Genomic DNA, 17,498 nt, shown 5'->3' with positions numbered 1-17,498 from the left:
ATGTTAAGAGCGCTGTATTTAGTCATTATCGCAGTTTGTATTTTGCCTACCATTCCGGGACTACTTGGAGTGGCGGTTTCTGCGCTCGGTTATGTACCTCCTATCGGTCTACACCACTTTTCTTTTGATGGCTTCAATGCCGTCTTTGATTGGGAAGGTGTTTGGACATCCATCGGGCTTACTTTCTACTCCGCCATTTTCAGTAGCTACTTGGCTTGCTTCATCACGTTTGCCATTCTACAGGCGTCTTGGGGCAGCAAGTTTTGGCGAAAAATTGAAGTTAGCCTTTCCCCACTTCTCGCTATGCCGCACGTCGCGTTTGCAATTGGCTTTGCGTTCTTGTTTGCCCCAACTGGTATGGGCGTTCGTGTTCTCAACCAACTGTTTGGTTACGACCAGAATGCACAAACGGTGAATGACTTAGCATTGCTGATTAAAGACCCACATGCACTCGGTTTGGTCATCATGCTTGCGATTAAAGAAGTGCCGTTTTTATTGTTGATGAGTATTCCGATCCTTCAGCAATTGAAAGTCGATAAGGTTGAAAAAGTCAGTCACTCGATGGGCTACAGTTCCGCGCAAACGTGGTGGAAATGCGTATTTCCGCAATGGTTAGCAAAACTTCGTTTCCCAATGCTGGCGGTATTGGCTTACAGTTTGTCCGTTGTCGATGTCGCCCTGATTATTGGCCCTACCAACCCACCGACGTTCGCGGTTTTGGTATGGCAATGGTTTAACGATCCAGATTTATCGCTCCTACCAAGAGCTGCCGCTGGCGCAGTAATACTGTTTGCGATCGCTAGCGTTTTGATTGGATTTGCACGCTTAATGGAATGGTGTATTACCAAAGGCTTCAAACGCTGGCAGTACTCTGGTCGAAACGGGTTTCGTTTACCCGGTAAAACCCTATTTTCACTGATTGCTCTACTTGCACTTCTAATGATTCCACTCATGGTGCTGTGGAGCTTTGCCCAACGTTGGCGCTTTCCAGATTTGCTCCCAAGCCGTTACAGCCTGCGTTTTTGGGAATACGAATGGCACAGTATTCTAGGGACTCTAGAACAAAGTATGTCAATCGCCCTGATCAGCGCGACTGTCGCGCTAGTTCTTGCTTTAATAGCACATGAGTATCGTCTCCGTTATCGCTGGCAGGTGCCCGGTTACATCATCGCCATCCCGATGCTGATTCCTCAGCTATCCGTGCTATTCGGTATGCAAGTGGTAACACTGTACTTAAACAGTAACGCGTATTTCTTTTGGGTATGCTGGGCGCATGTATTCTTTGCGTTCCCATTTATTTACCTCTCGCTAGACGGTCCGTGGCGCAGCTTCGACAATGGGTTAACTCGTGTCGCTCTCAGCTTGGGTAAATCACCGATGCAAGCTTGGTTAAAAGTGAAACTACCAATCCTCCTGCCTGCGATTGCATTCGCATGGGCTATCGGTATTAGCGTAAGTCTGGCGCAATACCTACCGACATTGGTGCTAGGGGCTGGGCGCATTAGCACCATCACAACCGAAGCCGTTGCACTATCCAGTGGTTTTGACCGACGTGTCACCGCTATTTACGCTATTTGGCAAGCTCTGCTGCCATTCTTGTTCTTCTCTTTTGCGATACTGCTTAGCCACTTGCACAGGAAGTATCGCCGCTTGTCTATAAAAGGTTTACTACTGAATGAGTCTTTGTCTCGAAAACCTCGCCATCCGTAAAACCAATGGTGACGCGCTTTTTTCAGCGTTCAACATGACCGTAGAGAAAGGTGAAATTGTTACTCTGATGGGACCAAGTGGTTGTGGTAAATCCACTTTGTTGGATGCCATTGCCGGGCACCTATCCGCCGAGTTCAACTACTCTGGATCCATTACGCTTGATAACGAAAAGTTGGATGCCCTCCCTGCCCATAAGCGTCAGGTCGGTATTCTATTCCAAGAAGATTTGCTCTTCCCTCATTTAACGGTGTGGGAGAACCTTGCCTTCGCGCTACCAAACTCAATCAAAGGTGAAGAGCGTAAAGCTCACGCTATGCAAGCGCTGAAGAACATTTCATTGACCAAACTAGCAGAGTCCTTTCCTGACCAAATTTCGGGAGGGCAACGCGCCCGTATTTCATTGACTCGTATGCTGCTAGCAAAGCCGAAAGTTGCGCTACTTGATGAGCCCTATAGCAAGTTGGATAAAGACCTGCGTGTACAATTTCGCAATTGGGTGGTCGAACAATTGCAGCAAGCGAACATTCCTACTTTGATGGTAACGCACGATGAAGATGATATCCCTGATGGCAGCCGCTGCCTAAACTGGCCGTGGGAGACAAGTCATGCTTGATAGCCTGAGTATAAAGCTCATCCGCAAACCGCTGGCACTCAGTGCGACATATATCGATAAATGTGGCATCACCGCAAATCAGACGACAGTATTTGGTTTTGTGCTTGGCTGTTTTGCCCTGCCTGCTTTGATCGCCGAACAGTACTTGTTGGCGTTGCTGTTTATTTTGCTGAACAGAATCTGTGATGGGTTAGACGGTGCACTGGCGAGGATTCAAGGCATTACCGATGCGGGTGGTTTTCTTGATATCAGCTTAGATTTTTTGTTCTATTCGTTGATTCCTTTTGGCTTTGTGCTTGCCAACCCAGAACACAATGCCGTTGCAGGCGCATTTTTGATTTTTTCCTTCATCGGCACTGGTAGTAGCTTTTTGGCTTTTGCCATCATGGCAGGAAAACAAGGCATCGATAATCCGGTATATAAAAACAAATCGCTTTACTACATGAGCGGCTTAACCGAAGGTACAGAAACCATTGGCTGCTTGGTTTTATTTTGTTTGCTACCGCAACACTTTGCCGTCATCGCGTATATCTTTGGCGCGGCATGCTGGTTTACTACTTTTACACGTATTTATTCAGGGTTTCATACGCTTAACGATCATTAATACTGCTTAGACAATCGCGTTTCCTTAAGGGACAGGCCGCTAAGCCACTGTTTTATAAAGCACCAAAACGCAGGTTAAATTGGGGTATATACTCTTTGAATGAAGAAACCATTCGGAGGCTATATGAAAAAACAGATCAATTTAGGCATGTTGCTCACCATTACTTGTGCGCTCGTGCTTGGCGGCTGTAGCTCACCTAACCCGTACGGAGATGCATACGGCTCATCCGACACTCGCAAAGTTCAGCAGGTTTACTACGGCACAGTAGAAAAAGTAGAACCCGTAACCATTGATGCCTCTACCCAATCCAATGCCATTGGCACCATCGCTGGTGCTGCCGTGGGCGGGATCTTAGGCTCAAAAGTTGGGGGCGGTTCTGGCTCGGATATCGCTGCCATTGGTGGTGGTCTATTGGGTGGCTATGCAGGCAGCAAAGCGGCTGAAGCAACCGCGAAAAGAAATGGCGTGAATCTGACCATTCGTTTAGAGGACGGAAAGATTATCTCTATTGTTCAAGAAGCAAATCCAAACATGATTTTCCAACCAGGCCAAGCGGTCCAAATCAATGTTTCTGGTAATGACGCTAGAGTCGTTCCTCGTTAATTCGGACGAACCAAACCTTTGGCCTGCTTTAATTCAAACACCTAACCCGCGCAAGCTTACATCACTGGCTTGTTAACTTGCGCGTTTCTTTTCGTATCAAACTTGATCGTCGTCAATGGAACATCAATCTCCCACACCTTTCGATGTTCAAATGACATCAAGTTGCTAGCATGAGCCCATTCCAGATAACTTTGGGCTTGTTATGACTCCGACTGTTGACCACGTACTCCTTAATATCGCGCTAAACCTCAGCTCAAATCGCTCTCACGAGCAGCAATATCAAAATCTCATTGATGGGGTCGCGCAAGTATTCCCATGTGATGCGAGCTGCCTGTTTATCTTCGATGAGGATGGTTTTCTAACTCCTGTCGCGGTAAAAGGCTTATCCAGCTCGGTCTTAGGTCGTCGCTATTTCCCCAAGGCGCACCCTCGCTTAGATGCCATTATTCATAGCCGTGAACCGGTGCGTTTCGATGCCGATTGTTCACTGCCGGATCCTTTCGACGGCACACTATTAACTGAAGACCAATGTATTGATGTTCACGATTGCATGGGCTTTAGCTTGTATGTCGAAGGCCAACTTGTTGGCGCACTAACGATGGATGCACTAACGGTGGGCGCGTTTGATGGCATCGATCCTGTCGCTATCGAAACCTTTGCGGCTTTGACCGCTGCGACATTGCGTAACATTGCTCAGTTAAAAGCGCTCAAAGCGCAAAACCAGAAGCAAAAAAGCGTCACTCAAACCCTTATCCAGCAAGCCCGTTCTCAACATGGAGAAATGGTGGGTTTGAGTCCACAGATCAACCAGTTGCGAAACAACATTGCGACTGTTGCTCAATCAGATTACGCAGTACTTATCACAGGAGAGACCGGTACTGGTAAAGAACTGGTCGCGCACTCGGTACACGCGCAATCTCATCGTAGCGATAAGCCGATGATTTACGTCAACTGTGCGGCCCTGCCTGAAGGTCTGGCTGAGAGTGAACTGTTTGGCCATGTCAAAGGCGCATTTACAGGTGCTAATAGCCACCGTGCCGGTAAGTTTGAACTGGCAGACGGTGGAACGATTTTCCTTGATGAAGTGGGCGAACTGCCTATGATTTTGCAAGCAAAATTGCTGCGCGTAATTCAGCAAGGCGAGCTGCAACGTGTGGGTAGCGATCAGCATTTGATGGTCAATGTGCGCATCATCGCCGCGACCAATCGACAATTAGAAAAAGAGGTCGAAGCTGGCACGTTTCGAGCAGACCTTTTCCACCGTTTAAACGTATTCCCAATCCAAGTTCCCCCACTTCGTGCCCGTGACGGTGATATTCCCGTTTTAGCCGGATATCTGTTAGAAAAGGTACGCCAACAATTTAATGCGCCCAATCTGCACGTTCACCCTAAAGTGTTGACTCAACTGGAGTCTTTACCTTGGTACGGAAACGTACGCGAGCTCGAACACACTTTAACTCGCGCGGCTTTACACGCTATTCAACAAGGTGCAAGCACGATCATGCTTAACCATTTTGACACCTCACTGGCTCTCGATGATGTAAAAAACACATCACATTATCTGCCTAAAGAAAGCCAGCCAATGCGAGAGCTAATAGAAAGTTATCAGCGTGATTTAATTGAACATGCTTTGAGCCAAACCGGTGGCGTTTGGGCAAAAGCAGCGGAGTTTTTACAAATGGATCGCGGGAACTTATATCGGATGGGTAAAAAGCTCGGGATCAATAAATAACCAACCACAAGAAGCCGATGTAATTAAGACATCAGCTACGTTGTCTTAATTACATCAACCACTCTCCTAAATCTGATAAAATTCAATACAAATCAAAAAGATAATAATTGGCACACATTCTGCTCTCTAGTGGTCAACATCACGACTATTAAAACAATCACTGGAGAACCCAATATGTTCTGTATTCAATGTGAACAGACAATTCAAACCCCTGCTGTTAAAGGTTGTTCTTTTGCACAAGGCATGTGTGGCAAAACTTCTGAAGTATCAGACCTACAAGACGTGTTGGTTTACACACTGCAAGGGGTTTCTTTTTGGGCATCAAAAGCACTTGAATTCAACATCATTAACGATGAAATCAACCAATGGGCACCAAAAGCATTTTTCTCTACATTGACGAACGTAAACTTTGACCCTGAACGTGTCCTAGAGCTAACTTCTCAAGCAGCAACGTACAAAGCATTGCTAAAAGAGCAAGTGATATCGGCAGCAACGCTTGCTGATACCGAAGTTGCTGACATTCCTGCTGTTGCTCACTTTGAGCTACCAAATAGCGCAGAAGCGATCTTAGCTTTTGCTCCTCAAGTTGCCGTTAACCGTGGTAAAGACCAAGTACATGAAGATGTGATTGGCCTGCGCCTACTTTGCCTATACGGCCTTAAAGGTGCAGCCGCGTACATGGAGCACGCACGTGTTCTTGAGCAAACCAACAACGATATCTATGCCGAATACCATGAAATCATGGCGTGGTTGGGCACAGACCCTGAAGATCTCGGCGAACTACTTGATTGCTCAATGCGCATCGGCCTGATGAACTACAAAGTGATGGAAATGCTCGACCAAGGTGAAACAATGACCTTCGGCCATCCAGAACCAACCACGGTGAACGTCAAGCCAGTAAAAGGTAAATGTATTCTTGTTTCTGGCCATGATTTGCATGACCTAGAAAAAATCCTGCAACAGACCGAAGGTAAAGGCATTAACGTTTACACCAATGGTGAAATGCTGCCTGCACACGGCTACCCTGAGCTGAAGAAATACCCTCATCTTGTCGGTAACTACGGCAGCGCATGGCAAAACCAACAGAAAGAATTCGCCAACTTCCCTGGTGCAATCGTAATGACGTCAAACTGCTTGTTGAATCCAAATGTGGGTCAATACGCAGACCGTCTATTCACCCGTAGCATTGTTGGCTGGCCTGGTGTTGCACATATCGAAGGCGATGATTTCAGCCAAGTGATCGAATGTGCTCTGGCGCAAGACGGTTTCCAACACGATGAAATCGAACACCACATCACGGTTGGTTTTGGTCGCAATGCACTGATGAACGCCGCCCCTGCGGTTATCGACCAAGTGAAGCAAGGCAACATCAAACACTTCTTCCTAGTCGGCGGTTGTGATGGTGATAAAGCGGAACGCAGCTACTACACCGATTTTACGGCTGAAGCGCCAGAAGACACGCTCATCCTGACCTTGGCGTGTGGTAAGTTCCGCTTCAACAAGAATACGTTCGGAGATATCAACGGCATCCCTCGCCTATTGGATGTGGGCCAATGTAACGATGCTTACTCTGCAATCCAGCTTGCACTTGCACTGGCGAAAGAGTTTGACTGTGACATCAATGAACTGCCACTCACGCTTGTGCTTTCTTGGTTCGAGCAAAAAGCGATCGTTATCTTGCTAACGCTATTTGCATTGGGCGTGAAAGGCATTTACACAGGCCCTACTGCACCAGCATTCCTAACGCCAAACCTAATCGCCATCATCCAAGAGAAGTTCGATATGCGCAGTATTGGCAATGTTCAGGATGATCTAAAAGCCATCCTAGCAGCCTAATAAACCTGCTTGTTACGCGCCTCCTTACGCGGAGGCGCTATCTATTTCGAACCAAAAATAGCCACAACCAAAGAGATTGTTATGTTTTTTGAATGGCAAGGTAACCAACCCGTCGCACTCCGTTGCATCGACAAATACTTCGAAACACACGACACCGTCAGCATCAAATTGGCCGAACTAACCGAATCACTTCTGTTTCAGTTTAAGCCTGGCCAGTTTATTAACTTAGGCGTGGAAATTGATGGAAAAATGGAGTTTCGCGCCTATTCAATCAGCTCGATCAATGAAGACGATCACCTTCAACTCACCATCAAACGAGTATCTGGCGGTAAAGTATCGAACTACATCGTTGACTCGCTGCTGCTAGGTGATACCGTTCAAGCATTACCACCAGCAGGCGAATTTAACTGCATCGACCATCCACCCGTGTTACGTGATGGCGAAAAAAAAGCCTTGCTTATCAGTGCAGGTTGCGGCGTCACGCCCGTATTTTCGATGGCAAAACACTGGCTGAGTAATCAAGATGAAAACGACAACGATGTGGACATCGCATTTCTTCATATCGCACGCAGCCCAGAAGAGACGATTTATTACGATCAGCTAGAAACGCTCGACGCTGTGTATCCCAACTTCCATTTAAAGCTGTTGCTGAAAAACCGCGAAGGAACATCGCATCCACAAGGTCGTTTGAATGCCGACTGGCTTAAAGAGCTTGTTCCTGATTTCAAACAGCGCACCGTTTACCTGTGTGGTCCAAGCCAGTTTATGCAAGATGTTCACGGCTATTTGAATGACCTTGGTTTTGACATGACGAACTTCTACCAAGAGAGTTTTACGCCAGCGACTGGCGCAGAAACATCGGTCTCCGATGAAGTTGTTCGTGTTTCTGTTCCTGACTTTGCTCAAACCATCGATGCGCAAAAAGGTCAGGTACTGGCCGATGTGCTTGAAGGCGCAGGTTTACCATTAATCGTCGCTTGTCGTAGCGGCATTTGTGGCTCGTGCAAATGCAAGGTTCGTCAAGGCAGCATCTCTTCCACCAGCCTAGAAACATTAACGCCAGAAGAAATTGAACAAGGCTATGTGCTCGCCTGCTCATCAACCATCGAAGCGGATCTTGAAGTGCAGATTGGTTAATGCTGCTGGTATCGATCTTTTATTGTTTCCCGTCATTCCGACGAGCCTAGGCGAGGTCAGGAATCTAATATCAGCGTGTTAGGAATAACTCACTCTGATAATAGACTCTGAATCACACTCGCGTCTCGCTATTCAGATTGACGGGGTATCGCGGAGATGCCAGCCTTACTCAAACGGTTGGTATTATAGATAGGTACAACTTTCGTTTCGTCGTCATTGCTTCTCGCTAAACAGCAACACTTTCAATGCTGCTTCGCTGTCTACGTCCATAAACTCTGGTGGGTTATCCAGACGCTCACGGAATGTCAACTCTGGCGCTTCTTCTTTCATGCTTTCAATCAAGAAGTCGCTTGTCACAGATGGTGAGTTCACACATGCCATCACTTGACCGCCTTCTGCCAACAAATCCGGCAATCGACGTAGAATCTTTTTGTAGTCTTTAGTCAGCGCAAAGCTGCCTTTCTGGAATGAAGGCGGATCGATAATGATCAAATCATACTGACCAGATTTTTTAATCTTACCCCACGATTTAAAGATATCGTGCCCCATAAAGCTTACCTGGTTGATGTTATGACCATTTAGCTTGTGGTTCTCACGACCTTTAGACAGCGATGCTTTCGCCATGTCGACGTTAACCACTTTATCTGCTCCACCCGCAATGGCAGCGACAGAAAAGCCACAGGTGTAAGCAAACAAGTTAAGCACGTTCTTATGCTTCGCATTTTCGCGTACCCAATCACGACCGTAGCGCATGTCCAAAAACAGACCAAAGTTTTGGTTGCGGCCAATATCCAATTGGTATTTCAAACCGCTTTCTTCAACGACAGGGCGAGCGTCTAATTCACCGACAAGCACTTCTGAAGGCGCACCATCGGCATAACGGTGCTGAAGAACCATAGTGCGACCTTGCTTGTCTGCCCACAACTGCGATTGTGCCAACGCATTGAGGCCGCTTTTCAGCTCAGCGAGAAACGCGTCGTCGACTTCTTTAAACAAGTTGATGATCAACTGACCTTGTAACCAGTCACAGGTGATTTGCTCTAGACCTTCAAAACGACGACCACGACCGTGAAACAGTCGACGAATTTCATTCGGAGCTTGCGCGAGCTCGGTTTCTAGATGCTGAAAAAACAGCGAAAGTTGTGATGCTTGCATCGAGTTCTCTTATTAGTTTTCTTTGTGACGGTTATTTGATCGTAGGCCAGTTCAGTTCCCAGGGGGAAAGCCAAGTATCCAAACCCTGAGAGACGATTTCACTGTGCCATTTGTTACCAAGCACTTTGTATTCTCGTGGATCGCAAACAAAGCGATATTGCTCATCTCGGTATTGGAAGCAAAGTGAAAATGCATGCAGATAACCGCGATCAGCCTCATTGCCTGCATTGTAAATCGGGTCGCCAACAATACCTGAGCCAACCGATTTTAATGCCACGCGGATTTGATGCGTTTTACCAGTGTGCGGCTTACATAAAAATAAACGCTCTCCGGGCTCTGCCGCAAGAGAGAAAAACTGGGTGACGGCTGGGTTATTTTTGCTGTTGACCAGCTTCCATGATGAACGGCGCGAACGCTCCATATCACCAACGACCAAACCTTGTTTCTTTTTCGGCTTTTTAGAGCCAATCGCCAGATAGAACTTTTCCACTTGGCGGTCAGCAAAAGCTTGCGATAACGCACTGCCCGCTTTGGCGTTGCGTCCGAGGAGCAGAATACCCGATGTCATTTTATCCAAGCGATGGATAAGATAGAGATGCTCATCACCACTCTGCTTAGCCACTTCTTGCAGCAGCATTGTGTCGCCATCGTCTTTATGAACAGAGACGTTAGGATGCTTATTGATGATCAGAAAATCGGGATGGGTATGTAGAATATCGAACATAAAAAACTGGCTCCACGTTTGGAGCCAGCAGTATACATAAGTTATCGGACAAAGCTATCGAGGCTTGCCCCCAAGGTCTTTGCTAAAGCTTCTTCGAGAAAATGCCAGCAAGACCAATGATTGCGATACCCAGCAGCATGATTTCACCTTTGCCACTGTCAAAGCCAGACTTAATCCCCATGAAGGCAACAATAGCAATCGCAACAGGAATCAGGTATTTAACTAGGTTGTACCACAATCCAAATAGCGGGAAGGATACTTCGCCGTCATTAGTGATCTCTTTTTCTAGCTCAGCATGGCTTAGGCGCCATCCAGCAAAGATACAAACCAACATACCACCAACCGCTAGGAAGATTTTGTCCGTTAGCAAGTCGAAGATATCAAAGGCACCGGTACCAAACAGCGTTGGTCCCATTCCACCTAACGATAGTGACGCAAAAATACATAATGCCGCCATAACTGCGCTTGCAGACAGAACTGCGTTAGAGCGCTTCATGCCTTTCTCGTCGATTAGGTAAGACACGACAACTTCCAATAGTGATACTGAAGAAGTTAATGCCGCCACCGTCAAACCGATGAAAAATAGCAACGCGAATAGCAACCCAATCACACCGCCCATTTCAGCAAATAGCTGAGGAACGACAACGAATACAAGACCAGGGCCTGCTGCAGGCTCCATGCCAAAGGCAAACATTGCTGGGAACATAGCAACACCAGCAAGAATCGCGACACCTGTATCCATCGCAGTAACCATACCGGTTGTTTGAACTAGGTTCTCTTTCTTCTTCAGGTAAGAACCGTACGTCATCATACAACCCATACCTAAGCTAAGTGAGAAGAACGCCTGCCCTAGTGCAGCAAGAACTACGTTGCTGTCGACTTTAGAAAAGTCCGGCATGAATAAGAACTCAAGGCCAGCCATTGCACCTGGCAGCATCAAGCCTTTAACAGAAACAACGATTAGGATTAAGAACAGAAGCGGCATCAGAACCTTACCGGCTTTCTCAATACCACCCGAAATCCCTTTCATCACGATCATGACATTAAGGAACAGGTAAACACCCATCCACATCAAAGGTTGAATCGGATCTGAGATGAAACCGCCAAAGCTGTCGCCAATTGCTTCTGGCGCGCTGAGTAGACCACCGCCCACTTTAAAGATGTAGGCCAATGCCCAACCACCAACCACTGGGTAGAAGCCCATGATCAAAAGACCACTGAAGACTCCCATAACGCCAGTGAACGTCCAGCGTCGGTCAGTTGTCTTGAATGCACCTACGGCAGAAAGACCTGTCTTACGACCAATAGCGAACTCTGTCAGCATCACGCTAAAGCCGATAAAAATTACAAAGATAAGATAGATAGCAACGAATGCACCACCGCCACTCTCACCTGCTGTGTAAGGGAATTTCCATATATTGCCTAAACCGACAGCGGAACCCGCTGCTGCCATTACGAAGCCTAGTTTAGACCCCCACGTATCACGTGGTGCTGCTGTATTAGTTGTAGCCACGCTTTTTCTCCAAAATTAGTTTGTTGTGTATGCATAGAGATAGGCGTCTAAAAAGTTTATGTAAAAATTATTGTACACTTATAAAATAAGCGTTCGACGCACTATGTCTAGAAAGTAAAGCAGCTCCCCTTTAAAATTGGAACCCCAAAAAAGTACATTTATCGCACAAGTGTCGAGTTACGCAGGTTAAATGCTGCTTTTTTGTTCAAAAGTTAAAGAATGGCCTTATTTTTCACATTAAAATAACAGAATCAGCTGTTATGAAATTCGTTCCTCATATAAGGTCAATCCCACGTCTAAATGGGAAATCTATTCCCCCAACCCACTTTTATGCTTAATATCCTAGAAGGGCATATTACTCTGAGCGTATATGGACAAGTTTTATCACTTTCTTACTTTAGCTGGCATCGGGCTATATTGGTTACTGGTCGCAGGTGTGACCATTCGTGTCGTTTTAAAGCGCCGTGCAGTGAGCGTGTCTTTAGCTTGGCTAATGATCATTTATATCCTTCCCGTTCTGGGTGTCGCATGTTATTTCCTCTTCGGTGAACTGAACTTAGGCAGAAAGCGAGCCGAACGTGCGAAAGAGATGTTTACACCATTCGAGAAGTGGTTCAGTCAGCTTAACGACTGTAACGCGCACAACCCAGAAACGATGGGAAGGCACATCTACCGAATTGATGAACTTTGTAACAACCGCCTTGGTCTTCCCGCATTGAGCGGTAATACATTGTCGCTGCAACAGTCACCTAATGAGATTTTGCATTCCATTATTGAAGACATCGAAAACGCGCAGAGCAGTATTCGAATGGTATTCTACATTTGGCATCCAGGTGGTTTGGCTGACTCTGTCGCTTCTGCGCTTATTCAAGCGGCTAAACGCGGCGTAGATGTCAAGCTATTGCTCGATTCAGCAGGTAGTCCACGTTTTTTCAGAAGTCCTTGGTATCGAATGATGCAGGATGCTGGAATTGAAGTTATTCAAGCGCTAGAAGTGAAGATGTGGCGTATTTTCTTACGTCGTCTTGATCTTCGCCAGCATCGCAAGATCATCGTAATTGATGATGAAATTGCTTATACAGGTTCAATGAACTTGGTTGACCCGGCTTACTTCAAGCAAAATAGTGGCGTTGGGCATTGGGTGGATATCATGGTTCGTATTACAGGACCAACGGTAAACGTATTGAGTGCCATCCACTGTTGGGATTGGGAAGTCGAAACTGGCGAACGCCATTTACCGAGACTACCTGAATGTAAAATCGATGAGAGTGAATTCCAACACCCTATTCAGGTTGTGCCTTCTGGCCCAGGTATGCCGGAATATCTGATCTATCAAGTATTAACATTGGCAATAAACCAAGCCAATCGCTCAGTGCGAATCACAACGCCATATTTCGTGCCCAATGCTGATTTACTCGAAACGTTAAAGATGACAGCACAACGAGGCATTGACGTTGAACTCATTATTCCCCATAAAAATGACTCTATGATGGTGCAATGGGCGTCACGCGCTTTTTATAGTGAGCTCTTGAGTGCAGGGGTCAAGATTTATGAGTTTTATGGTGGTTTGCTGCATACAAAATCTGTCGTAATTGACGACCAATTCTGTTTAGTTGGCACCGTAAACATGGATATGCGCAGCTTGTGGCTGAACTTCGAAGTGACCCTCGCTGTTGATGACGAAGAGTTCACCAAGCAAATGTCTTGGTTACAAGATAGCTATATTAAGCAATCTCACACTGTTGTATTGGAAGAATGGGAGAAAAGGAGCCTATTTTCTCGGTTCTTAGAGCGAGTGTTCTATCTCTTCAATCCACTCCTCTAATACCTCAAATACACCGACTAAAAACCTCCAGCGCTACATGCATCCTGCTGGAGGTTTGTTCTTTTAGCTCCCTATCTACACGATACCTCTCGACATCATTACCTGTTCATCTTGGCTGTTATTGGCTGATAGTTGACTTTTCCCTTGCATAACCTACGTCGTCCATGTTTTAAATATTCAAAACCGCAATATTTAAGACAGGGAACTTTTATGTCAGAGGGAAAAAAAACCAAACTCATTACCGCTGGCCGCGATAAAAAGTGGACAAATGGTGTTGTAAACCCACCCGTTCAACGCGCTTCAACCGTGGTATTCAATACCGTTGCAGAAAAGAACCAAGCCACCATTAATCGTGCAAACAAAACATTGTTTTATGGTCGCCGAGGCACCAACACGCACTTTGCTTTCCAAGACGCAATGGTTGAGATTGAAGGTGGAGCTGGTTGCGCGCTTTACCCTTGTGGAACGGCAGCAATTTCAAATGCCATCCTCTCTTTCGTTGAAACTGGCGATCACATTCTAATGGTGGACACTTGTTACGAACCAACTCGTGACTTTTGTAACACCATCATGAAGAAAATGGGCATCGAAACCACCTATTATGACCCAATGATCGGTGAAGGTATCCGAGACTTGATTCAGCCGAATACCAAAGTCCTTTTCTTGGAGTCTCCTGGTTCAATAACCATGGAAGTCCAAGATGTACCTACATTAGCACGCATTGCCCATGAGCAAGATATCATCGTGATGCTAGACAATACATGGGGAGCTGGCGTGAACTTCTCTCCTTTCGAGCATGGCGTAGACATTTCCATTCAAGCGGCAACTAAGTATATCGTTGGACATTCAGATGTCATGCTAGGTACTGCTGTGGCTTCTGAAAAGTATTGGGATCAGCTTCGTGAACAAAGCTACCTGATGGGTCAGTGCGTTTCTCCTGACGACGCATACCTAGGTCTTCGAGGTATTCGCACGTTGGATGTTCGCCTAAGACAGCACGCAGAAAGCAGTTTAAAAGTCGCTCAGTGGCTCGCTTCTCGCCCAGAAGTTGATCATGTCCGCCATCCCGCTTTAGAAACAAATCCTGGCCATGAGTTTTTCAAACGAGACTTCACAGGTGGAAACGGCTTGTTTTCATTTGTTCTCAAAACGTCTTATCCAAAAGCGACGACGGCTCTGCTTGATGGTATGAAACACTTCAGTATGGGTTACTCTTGGGGCGGTTATGAAAGCCTCATTCTAGCTAACGAACCTAAGAGTTTTAACAGCCTAAGAACCGTAGCTCACCCACACTTTGAAGGTACTTTGGTTCGTATTCATATTGGCTTAGAAGACGTAAATGACTTGATCGCCGATTTAGAGGCTGGTTTTGCGCGTTATAATGCCTTAATGCTTGAAAAAGAAGCCTCCCTATAACAATGATTGAATCGCCCTGCATTGCGGGGCGTTTTTATAAGCCCCTGACTTAATTAGAATTAACTAACATTCACCCGAACCATTAATTAATGTTAATCATTTGTGTTGTTTTTCAATTGAGCCGTCACAGAATGAAATAATGTGCCACAAGTAGGCTTTTCAAATTTAGAGTTTCTCTCCTACTTTTTATCATTCATAAGAGGTCATACCACAAGGAGATAGTTTTGAAACTCAAATTTATAGCGCTAATGCTTTTTACCTTAGTTACCGTCCCAATAACCTCCGTATACGCTGCAACAGGTTATACCCAAACCAAGTATCCGATTGTTCTGGTTCACGGTTTGTTTGGTTTTGATACCCTGGCAGGCGTTGATTACTTTTTCGGAATACCACATTCCTTAACAAAAGATGGCGCTACGGTTTATGTTGCACAGGTATCCGCGACAAATAGCAGCGAAGTTCGAGGGGAGCAACTGCTTGCTCAAGTAGAAACCTTACTTGCAGCAACAGGCGCAGAGAAAGTCAATCTCATTGGTCACAGTCATGGTGGTCCAACAACGCGCTATGTTGCCTCTGTCCGTCCTGACCTAGTCGCATCAGTTACGAGTATAGGAGGCGTTAATAAAGGGTCTAAAGTGGCAGATTTAGTTCGTGGCACCGTATCTGAGGGTTCGGGTAGTGAGCAGCTCGCGGTAAAACTGGCGCAAGGCTTAACTACTCTTATTAATCTTCTATCAGGTGGTTCTGATCTCGACCAAGACCCTTTAGCCTCACTAGCAGCATTAACCACGGAAGGATCATTAGCGTTTAACCAACACTACCCGGAGGGAGTCCCTACCAGTGAATGTGGTAATGGCGACTTGCTAGCTTCAAATGGCGTTTATTACTACTCATGGACCGGATCATCCACTTTTACAAACGTTTTCGATCCGACTGACGCTGCCATGATGGTACTTGGCTTAGCCTTTGATGGGCCGAATGATGGCTTAGTTGGTGCGTGCAGCACACATTTAGGCAAAGTCATACGTGATGATTATCAAATGAACCATTTGGATGAAATTAACGGTCTACTCGGTATTCATCATCTTTTTGAAACCGATCCAGTCACGCTTTATCGCCAACATGCAAATCGTCTCAAACTTCAAGGTTTATAAGAGGTCATCACAATGAAGAAAGTCGCTCTCACCACTTTTATCCTGCTCTCGATATTTGGCGTGGGAGCGCTTTCTCTGTTGCAAAGCGACAAACAACAAGAGATAACCTCTAACCATTCGCCATCTCAGCAAGATATAGCCGCCGATGTCTCTTCTCCAAAAGATTTCTTCGAATATTCTCTTAGCCGGCTGGGCGAAGAAGATCTCGATACGATCAAAGCGGAAGTCAATGATGACACTTTAGCAAAGCAAACTCTGAATATTGATGCCACACTTTTTCAAGCCTACCTTTCCTACAAGCAAGCACTCACTGCATTAGAGCCTTTTGAGCACAACCACCTAACGCTTGAACAGTTAACCATGCTGAATGAAGCAATACTGAACTTACAGCTTCAATACTTTAACGAGGTGCAGATAACCCAATTGTTTGACGAAGAAAACCGACTTCGCCAACTTGCTTTAGAAAAGCTGACGATTAAAACACAGGCATCGGATATCGAGAGTCAAGCACACCTTCTCAATCAAGCGTTATCAGAACAACCGGATTACATACGAGAAAGTGAACGCAATAACGCATTAGCAGAGCAGCTCGAGCAAGCTTCTCAGCTTGATTCACAAGACAAGTACATCGCCCGTGTTGCTCTGGTAGGAGATGCCGGAGCGCAGAGGCTGCAAAAGCTTGATGAGCAAAGAGCATCATTTAAAACTCAACTCGCCACTTACTTAAAGCAGCGTCAAAATATTCTGAATAGGGATTTTCTAGGGCAAGACGAAAAACAGGCAGAAATCATTGCTTTAAGAAAACAAAGCTTCGATGCCACTCAGTGGCGTCGAATCGAAGCTTTGGAACGTATTCATGATAGCCAGAACTAACAACATTAGCTTAATAGCCAAACGTCACTTATTCTGCTTTTTAGGACATCCAACGATATGGTCATCCACCATGCCGACGGCTTGCATGAAAGCATAACAGATGGTTTCACCGACAAACTTGAAGCCTTTCTTTTTTAGGAATTTACTCATGGCTTTGGATTGCTCTGTCGAAGCTGGTACGTCACTCATATGTTGCCATTGATTGACGATTGGTTCACCGTCCACGAACTGCCACAACGCGTCTGATAAACTCCCGTACTCAGCAATTAACGCTTTGGCCGCTTTGGCATTACTGAATACCGAGTTAATCTTTCCGCGATGTCTCACAACATCGAAGTTTTCCACGATGTATTCAGCGCGTTCTTCATTTCTTTGTTCCAACGCATCTAGATCGTAATTCTCGAACGCTTCTCTGTAACCTTCGCGCTTTTTAAGGATGGTGATCCAACTAAGACCAGCTTGCGCACCTTCCAAAGTAATAAATTCAAACAGGACTTGGTCGTCATATACTGGCACGCCCCATTCGGAATCATGATATTCGCGCTCTAATGGGTGATTCATCGCCCACGCACACGTTTTTTGTTCTGTCATTATTCTTCCTTA

The 17,498-nt window shown here is 45.9% G+C and carries 15 protein-coding genes; 11 read left to right on the top strand and 4 right to left on the bottom strand.

What is annotated here, in order from left to right; genetic code table 11:
- The 7 genes from R7Q38_RS07160 (at window position 1) to R7Q38_RS07130 (ending at window position 8,235) form a co-directional block, all read left to right on the top strand.
- Complete coding sequence (locus tag R7Q38_RS07160; protein ID WP_239938345.1) at window positions 1-1,710, top strand: ABC transporter permease; 1,710 nt, start codon at window positions 1-3, stop codon at window positions 1,708-1,710.
- Complete coding sequence (locus R7Q38_RS07155) at window positions 1,676-2,323, top strand: ATP-binding cassette domain-containing protein (RefSeq protein WP_149191908.1); 648 nt, start codon at window positions 1,676-1,678, stop codon at window positions 2,321-2,323. The genes R7Q38_RS07160 and R7Q38_RS07155 overlap by 35 nt, the downstream gene beginning before the upstream one ends.
- The gene (locus R7Q38_RS07150; RefSeq protein WP_005386693.1) at window positions 2,316-2,927 is read left to right on the top strand and encodes a CDP-alcohol phosphatidyltransferase family protein; all 612 of its coding nucleotides are present in this window, start codon (window positions 2,316-2,318) and stop codon (window positions 2,925-2,927) included. Before R7Q38_RS07155 ends, R7Q38_RS07150 begins: the two co-directional genes overlap by 8 nt.
- A 123-nt stretch (window positions 2,928-3,050) precedes the next feature.
- Window positions 3,051-3,530: a glycine zipper 2TM domain-containing protein gene (locus R7Q38_RS07145; protein ID WP_005386695.1), complete on the top strand. Its 480-nt coding sequence runs from the start codon at window positions 3,051-3,053 to the stop codon at window positions 3,528-3,530.
- A 202-nt stretch (window positions 3,531-3,732) separates the two neighbouring features.
- The gene (gene norR / locus R7Q38_RS07140; protein WP_053349518.1) at window positions 3,733-5,262 is read left to right on the top strand and encodes a nitric oxide reductase transcriptional regulator NorR; all 1,530 of its coding nucleotides are present in this window, start codon (window positions 3,733-3,735) and stop codon (window positions 5,260-5,262) included.
- Between the two features lie 174 nt (window positions 5,263-5,436).
- Window positions 5,437-7,098, top strand: coding sequence for a hydroxylamine reductase (hcp, locus tag R7Q38_RS07135; RefSeq protein WP_239931973.1), 1,662 nt, complete (start codon window positions 5,437-5,439; stop codon window positions 7,096-7,098).
- Between the two features lie 81 nt (window positions 7,099-7,179).
- Window positions 7,180-8,235, top strand: coding sequence for a hybrid-cluster NAD(P)-dependent oxidoreductase (locus R7Q38_RS07130; protein ID WP_239938344.1), 1,056 nt, complete (start codon window positions 7,180-7,182; stop codon window positions 8,233-8,235).
- Between the two features lie 213 nt (window positions 8,236-8,448).
- Here R7Q38_RS07130 and R7Q38_RS07125 read toward each other — a convergent pair whose 3' ends face one another.
- From R7Q38_RS07125 to R7Q38_RS07115, 3 genes are all read right to left on the bottom strand, one after another.
- Window positions 8,449-9,390, bottom strand: coding sequence for a class I SAM-dependent methyltransferase (locus R7Q38_RS07125; protein ID WP_213905295.1), 942 nt, complete (start codon window positions 9,388-9,390; stop codon window positions 8,449-8,451).
- Between the two features lie 31 nt (window positions 9,391-9,421).
- On the bottom strand, window positions 9,422-10,114 hold the full coding sequence (locus R7Q38_RS07120) for a TIGR01621 family pseudouridine synthase (RefSeq protein ID WP_033905107.1): 693 nt from the start codon (window positions 10,112-10,114) through the stop codon (window positions 9,422-9,424).
- 82 nt (window positions 10,115-10,196) lie between these two features.
- Window positions 10,197-11,567 carry a sodium-dependent transporter gene (locus R7Q38_RS07115; protein WP_318114183.1) on the bottom strand — a complete coding sequence of 457 codons (1,371 nt, stop codon included), beginning with the start codon at window positions 11,565-11,567 and terminating at the stop codon, window positions 10,197-10,199.
- A 430-nt stretch (window positions 11,568-11,997) separates the two neighbouring features.
- Here R7Q38_RS07115 and cls point away from each other — a divergent pair, with 430 nt between their 5' ends.
- The 4 genes from cls to R7Q38_RS07095 all read left to right on the top strand — a co-directional run bounded on the left by cls (window position 11,998) and on the right by R7Q38_RS07095 (window position 16,895).
- Complete coding sequence (cls, locus tag R7Q38_RS07110) at window positions 11,998-13,452, top strand: cardiolipin synthase (protein ID WP_005378105.1); 1,455 nt, start codon at window positions 11,998-12,000, stop codon at window positions 13,450-13,452.
- 210 nt (window positions 13,453-13,662) lie between these two features.
- Window positions 13,663-14,868 carry a cystathionine beta-lyase gene (locus tag R7Q38_RS07105; RefSeq protein ID WP_213963954.1) on the top strand — a complete coding sequence of 402 codons (1,206 nt, stop codon included), beginning with the start codon at window positions 13,663-13,665 and terminating at the stop codon, window positions 14,866-14,868.
- A 248-nt stretch (window positions 14,869-15,116) separates the two neighbouring features.
- Window positions 15,117-16,022, top strand: coding sequence for an esterase/lipase family protein (locus R7Q38_RS07100; protein WP_017820863.1), 906 nt, complete (start codon window positions 15,117-15,119; stop codon window positions 16,020-16,022).
- 12 nt (window positions 16,023-16,034) lie between these two features.
- Entirely contained in the window at window positions 16,035-16,895 is an 861-nt protein-coding gene (locus tag R7Q38_RS07095) for a lipase secretion chaperone (protein WP_213907834.1), read from the top strand.
- 24 nt (window positions 16,896-16,919) lie between these two features.
- On the opposite strand, the gene R7Q38_RS07090 is transcribed toward R7Q38_RS07095, so the two are convergent.
- Window positions 16,920-17,486, bottom strand: coding sequence for a DNA-3-methyladenine glycosylase I (locus R7Q38_RS07090; RefSeq protein ID WP_005378109.1), 567 nt, complete (start codon window positions 17,484-17,486; stop codon window positions 16,920-16,922).
- Window positions 17,487-17,498: the final 12 nt, after the last annotated feature.

Origin of the sequence: Vibrio sp. Vb0598, assembly GCF_033338935.1 — a bacterium.
Classification (GTDB): Bacteria; Pseudomonadota; Gammaproteobacteria; order Enterobacterales; family Vibrionaceae; genus Vibrio; species Vibrio alginolyticus.
The sequence above is the reverse complement of the archived record's forward strand: the minus strand, read 5'-3'. Positions and strand labels throughout refer to the sequence as shown.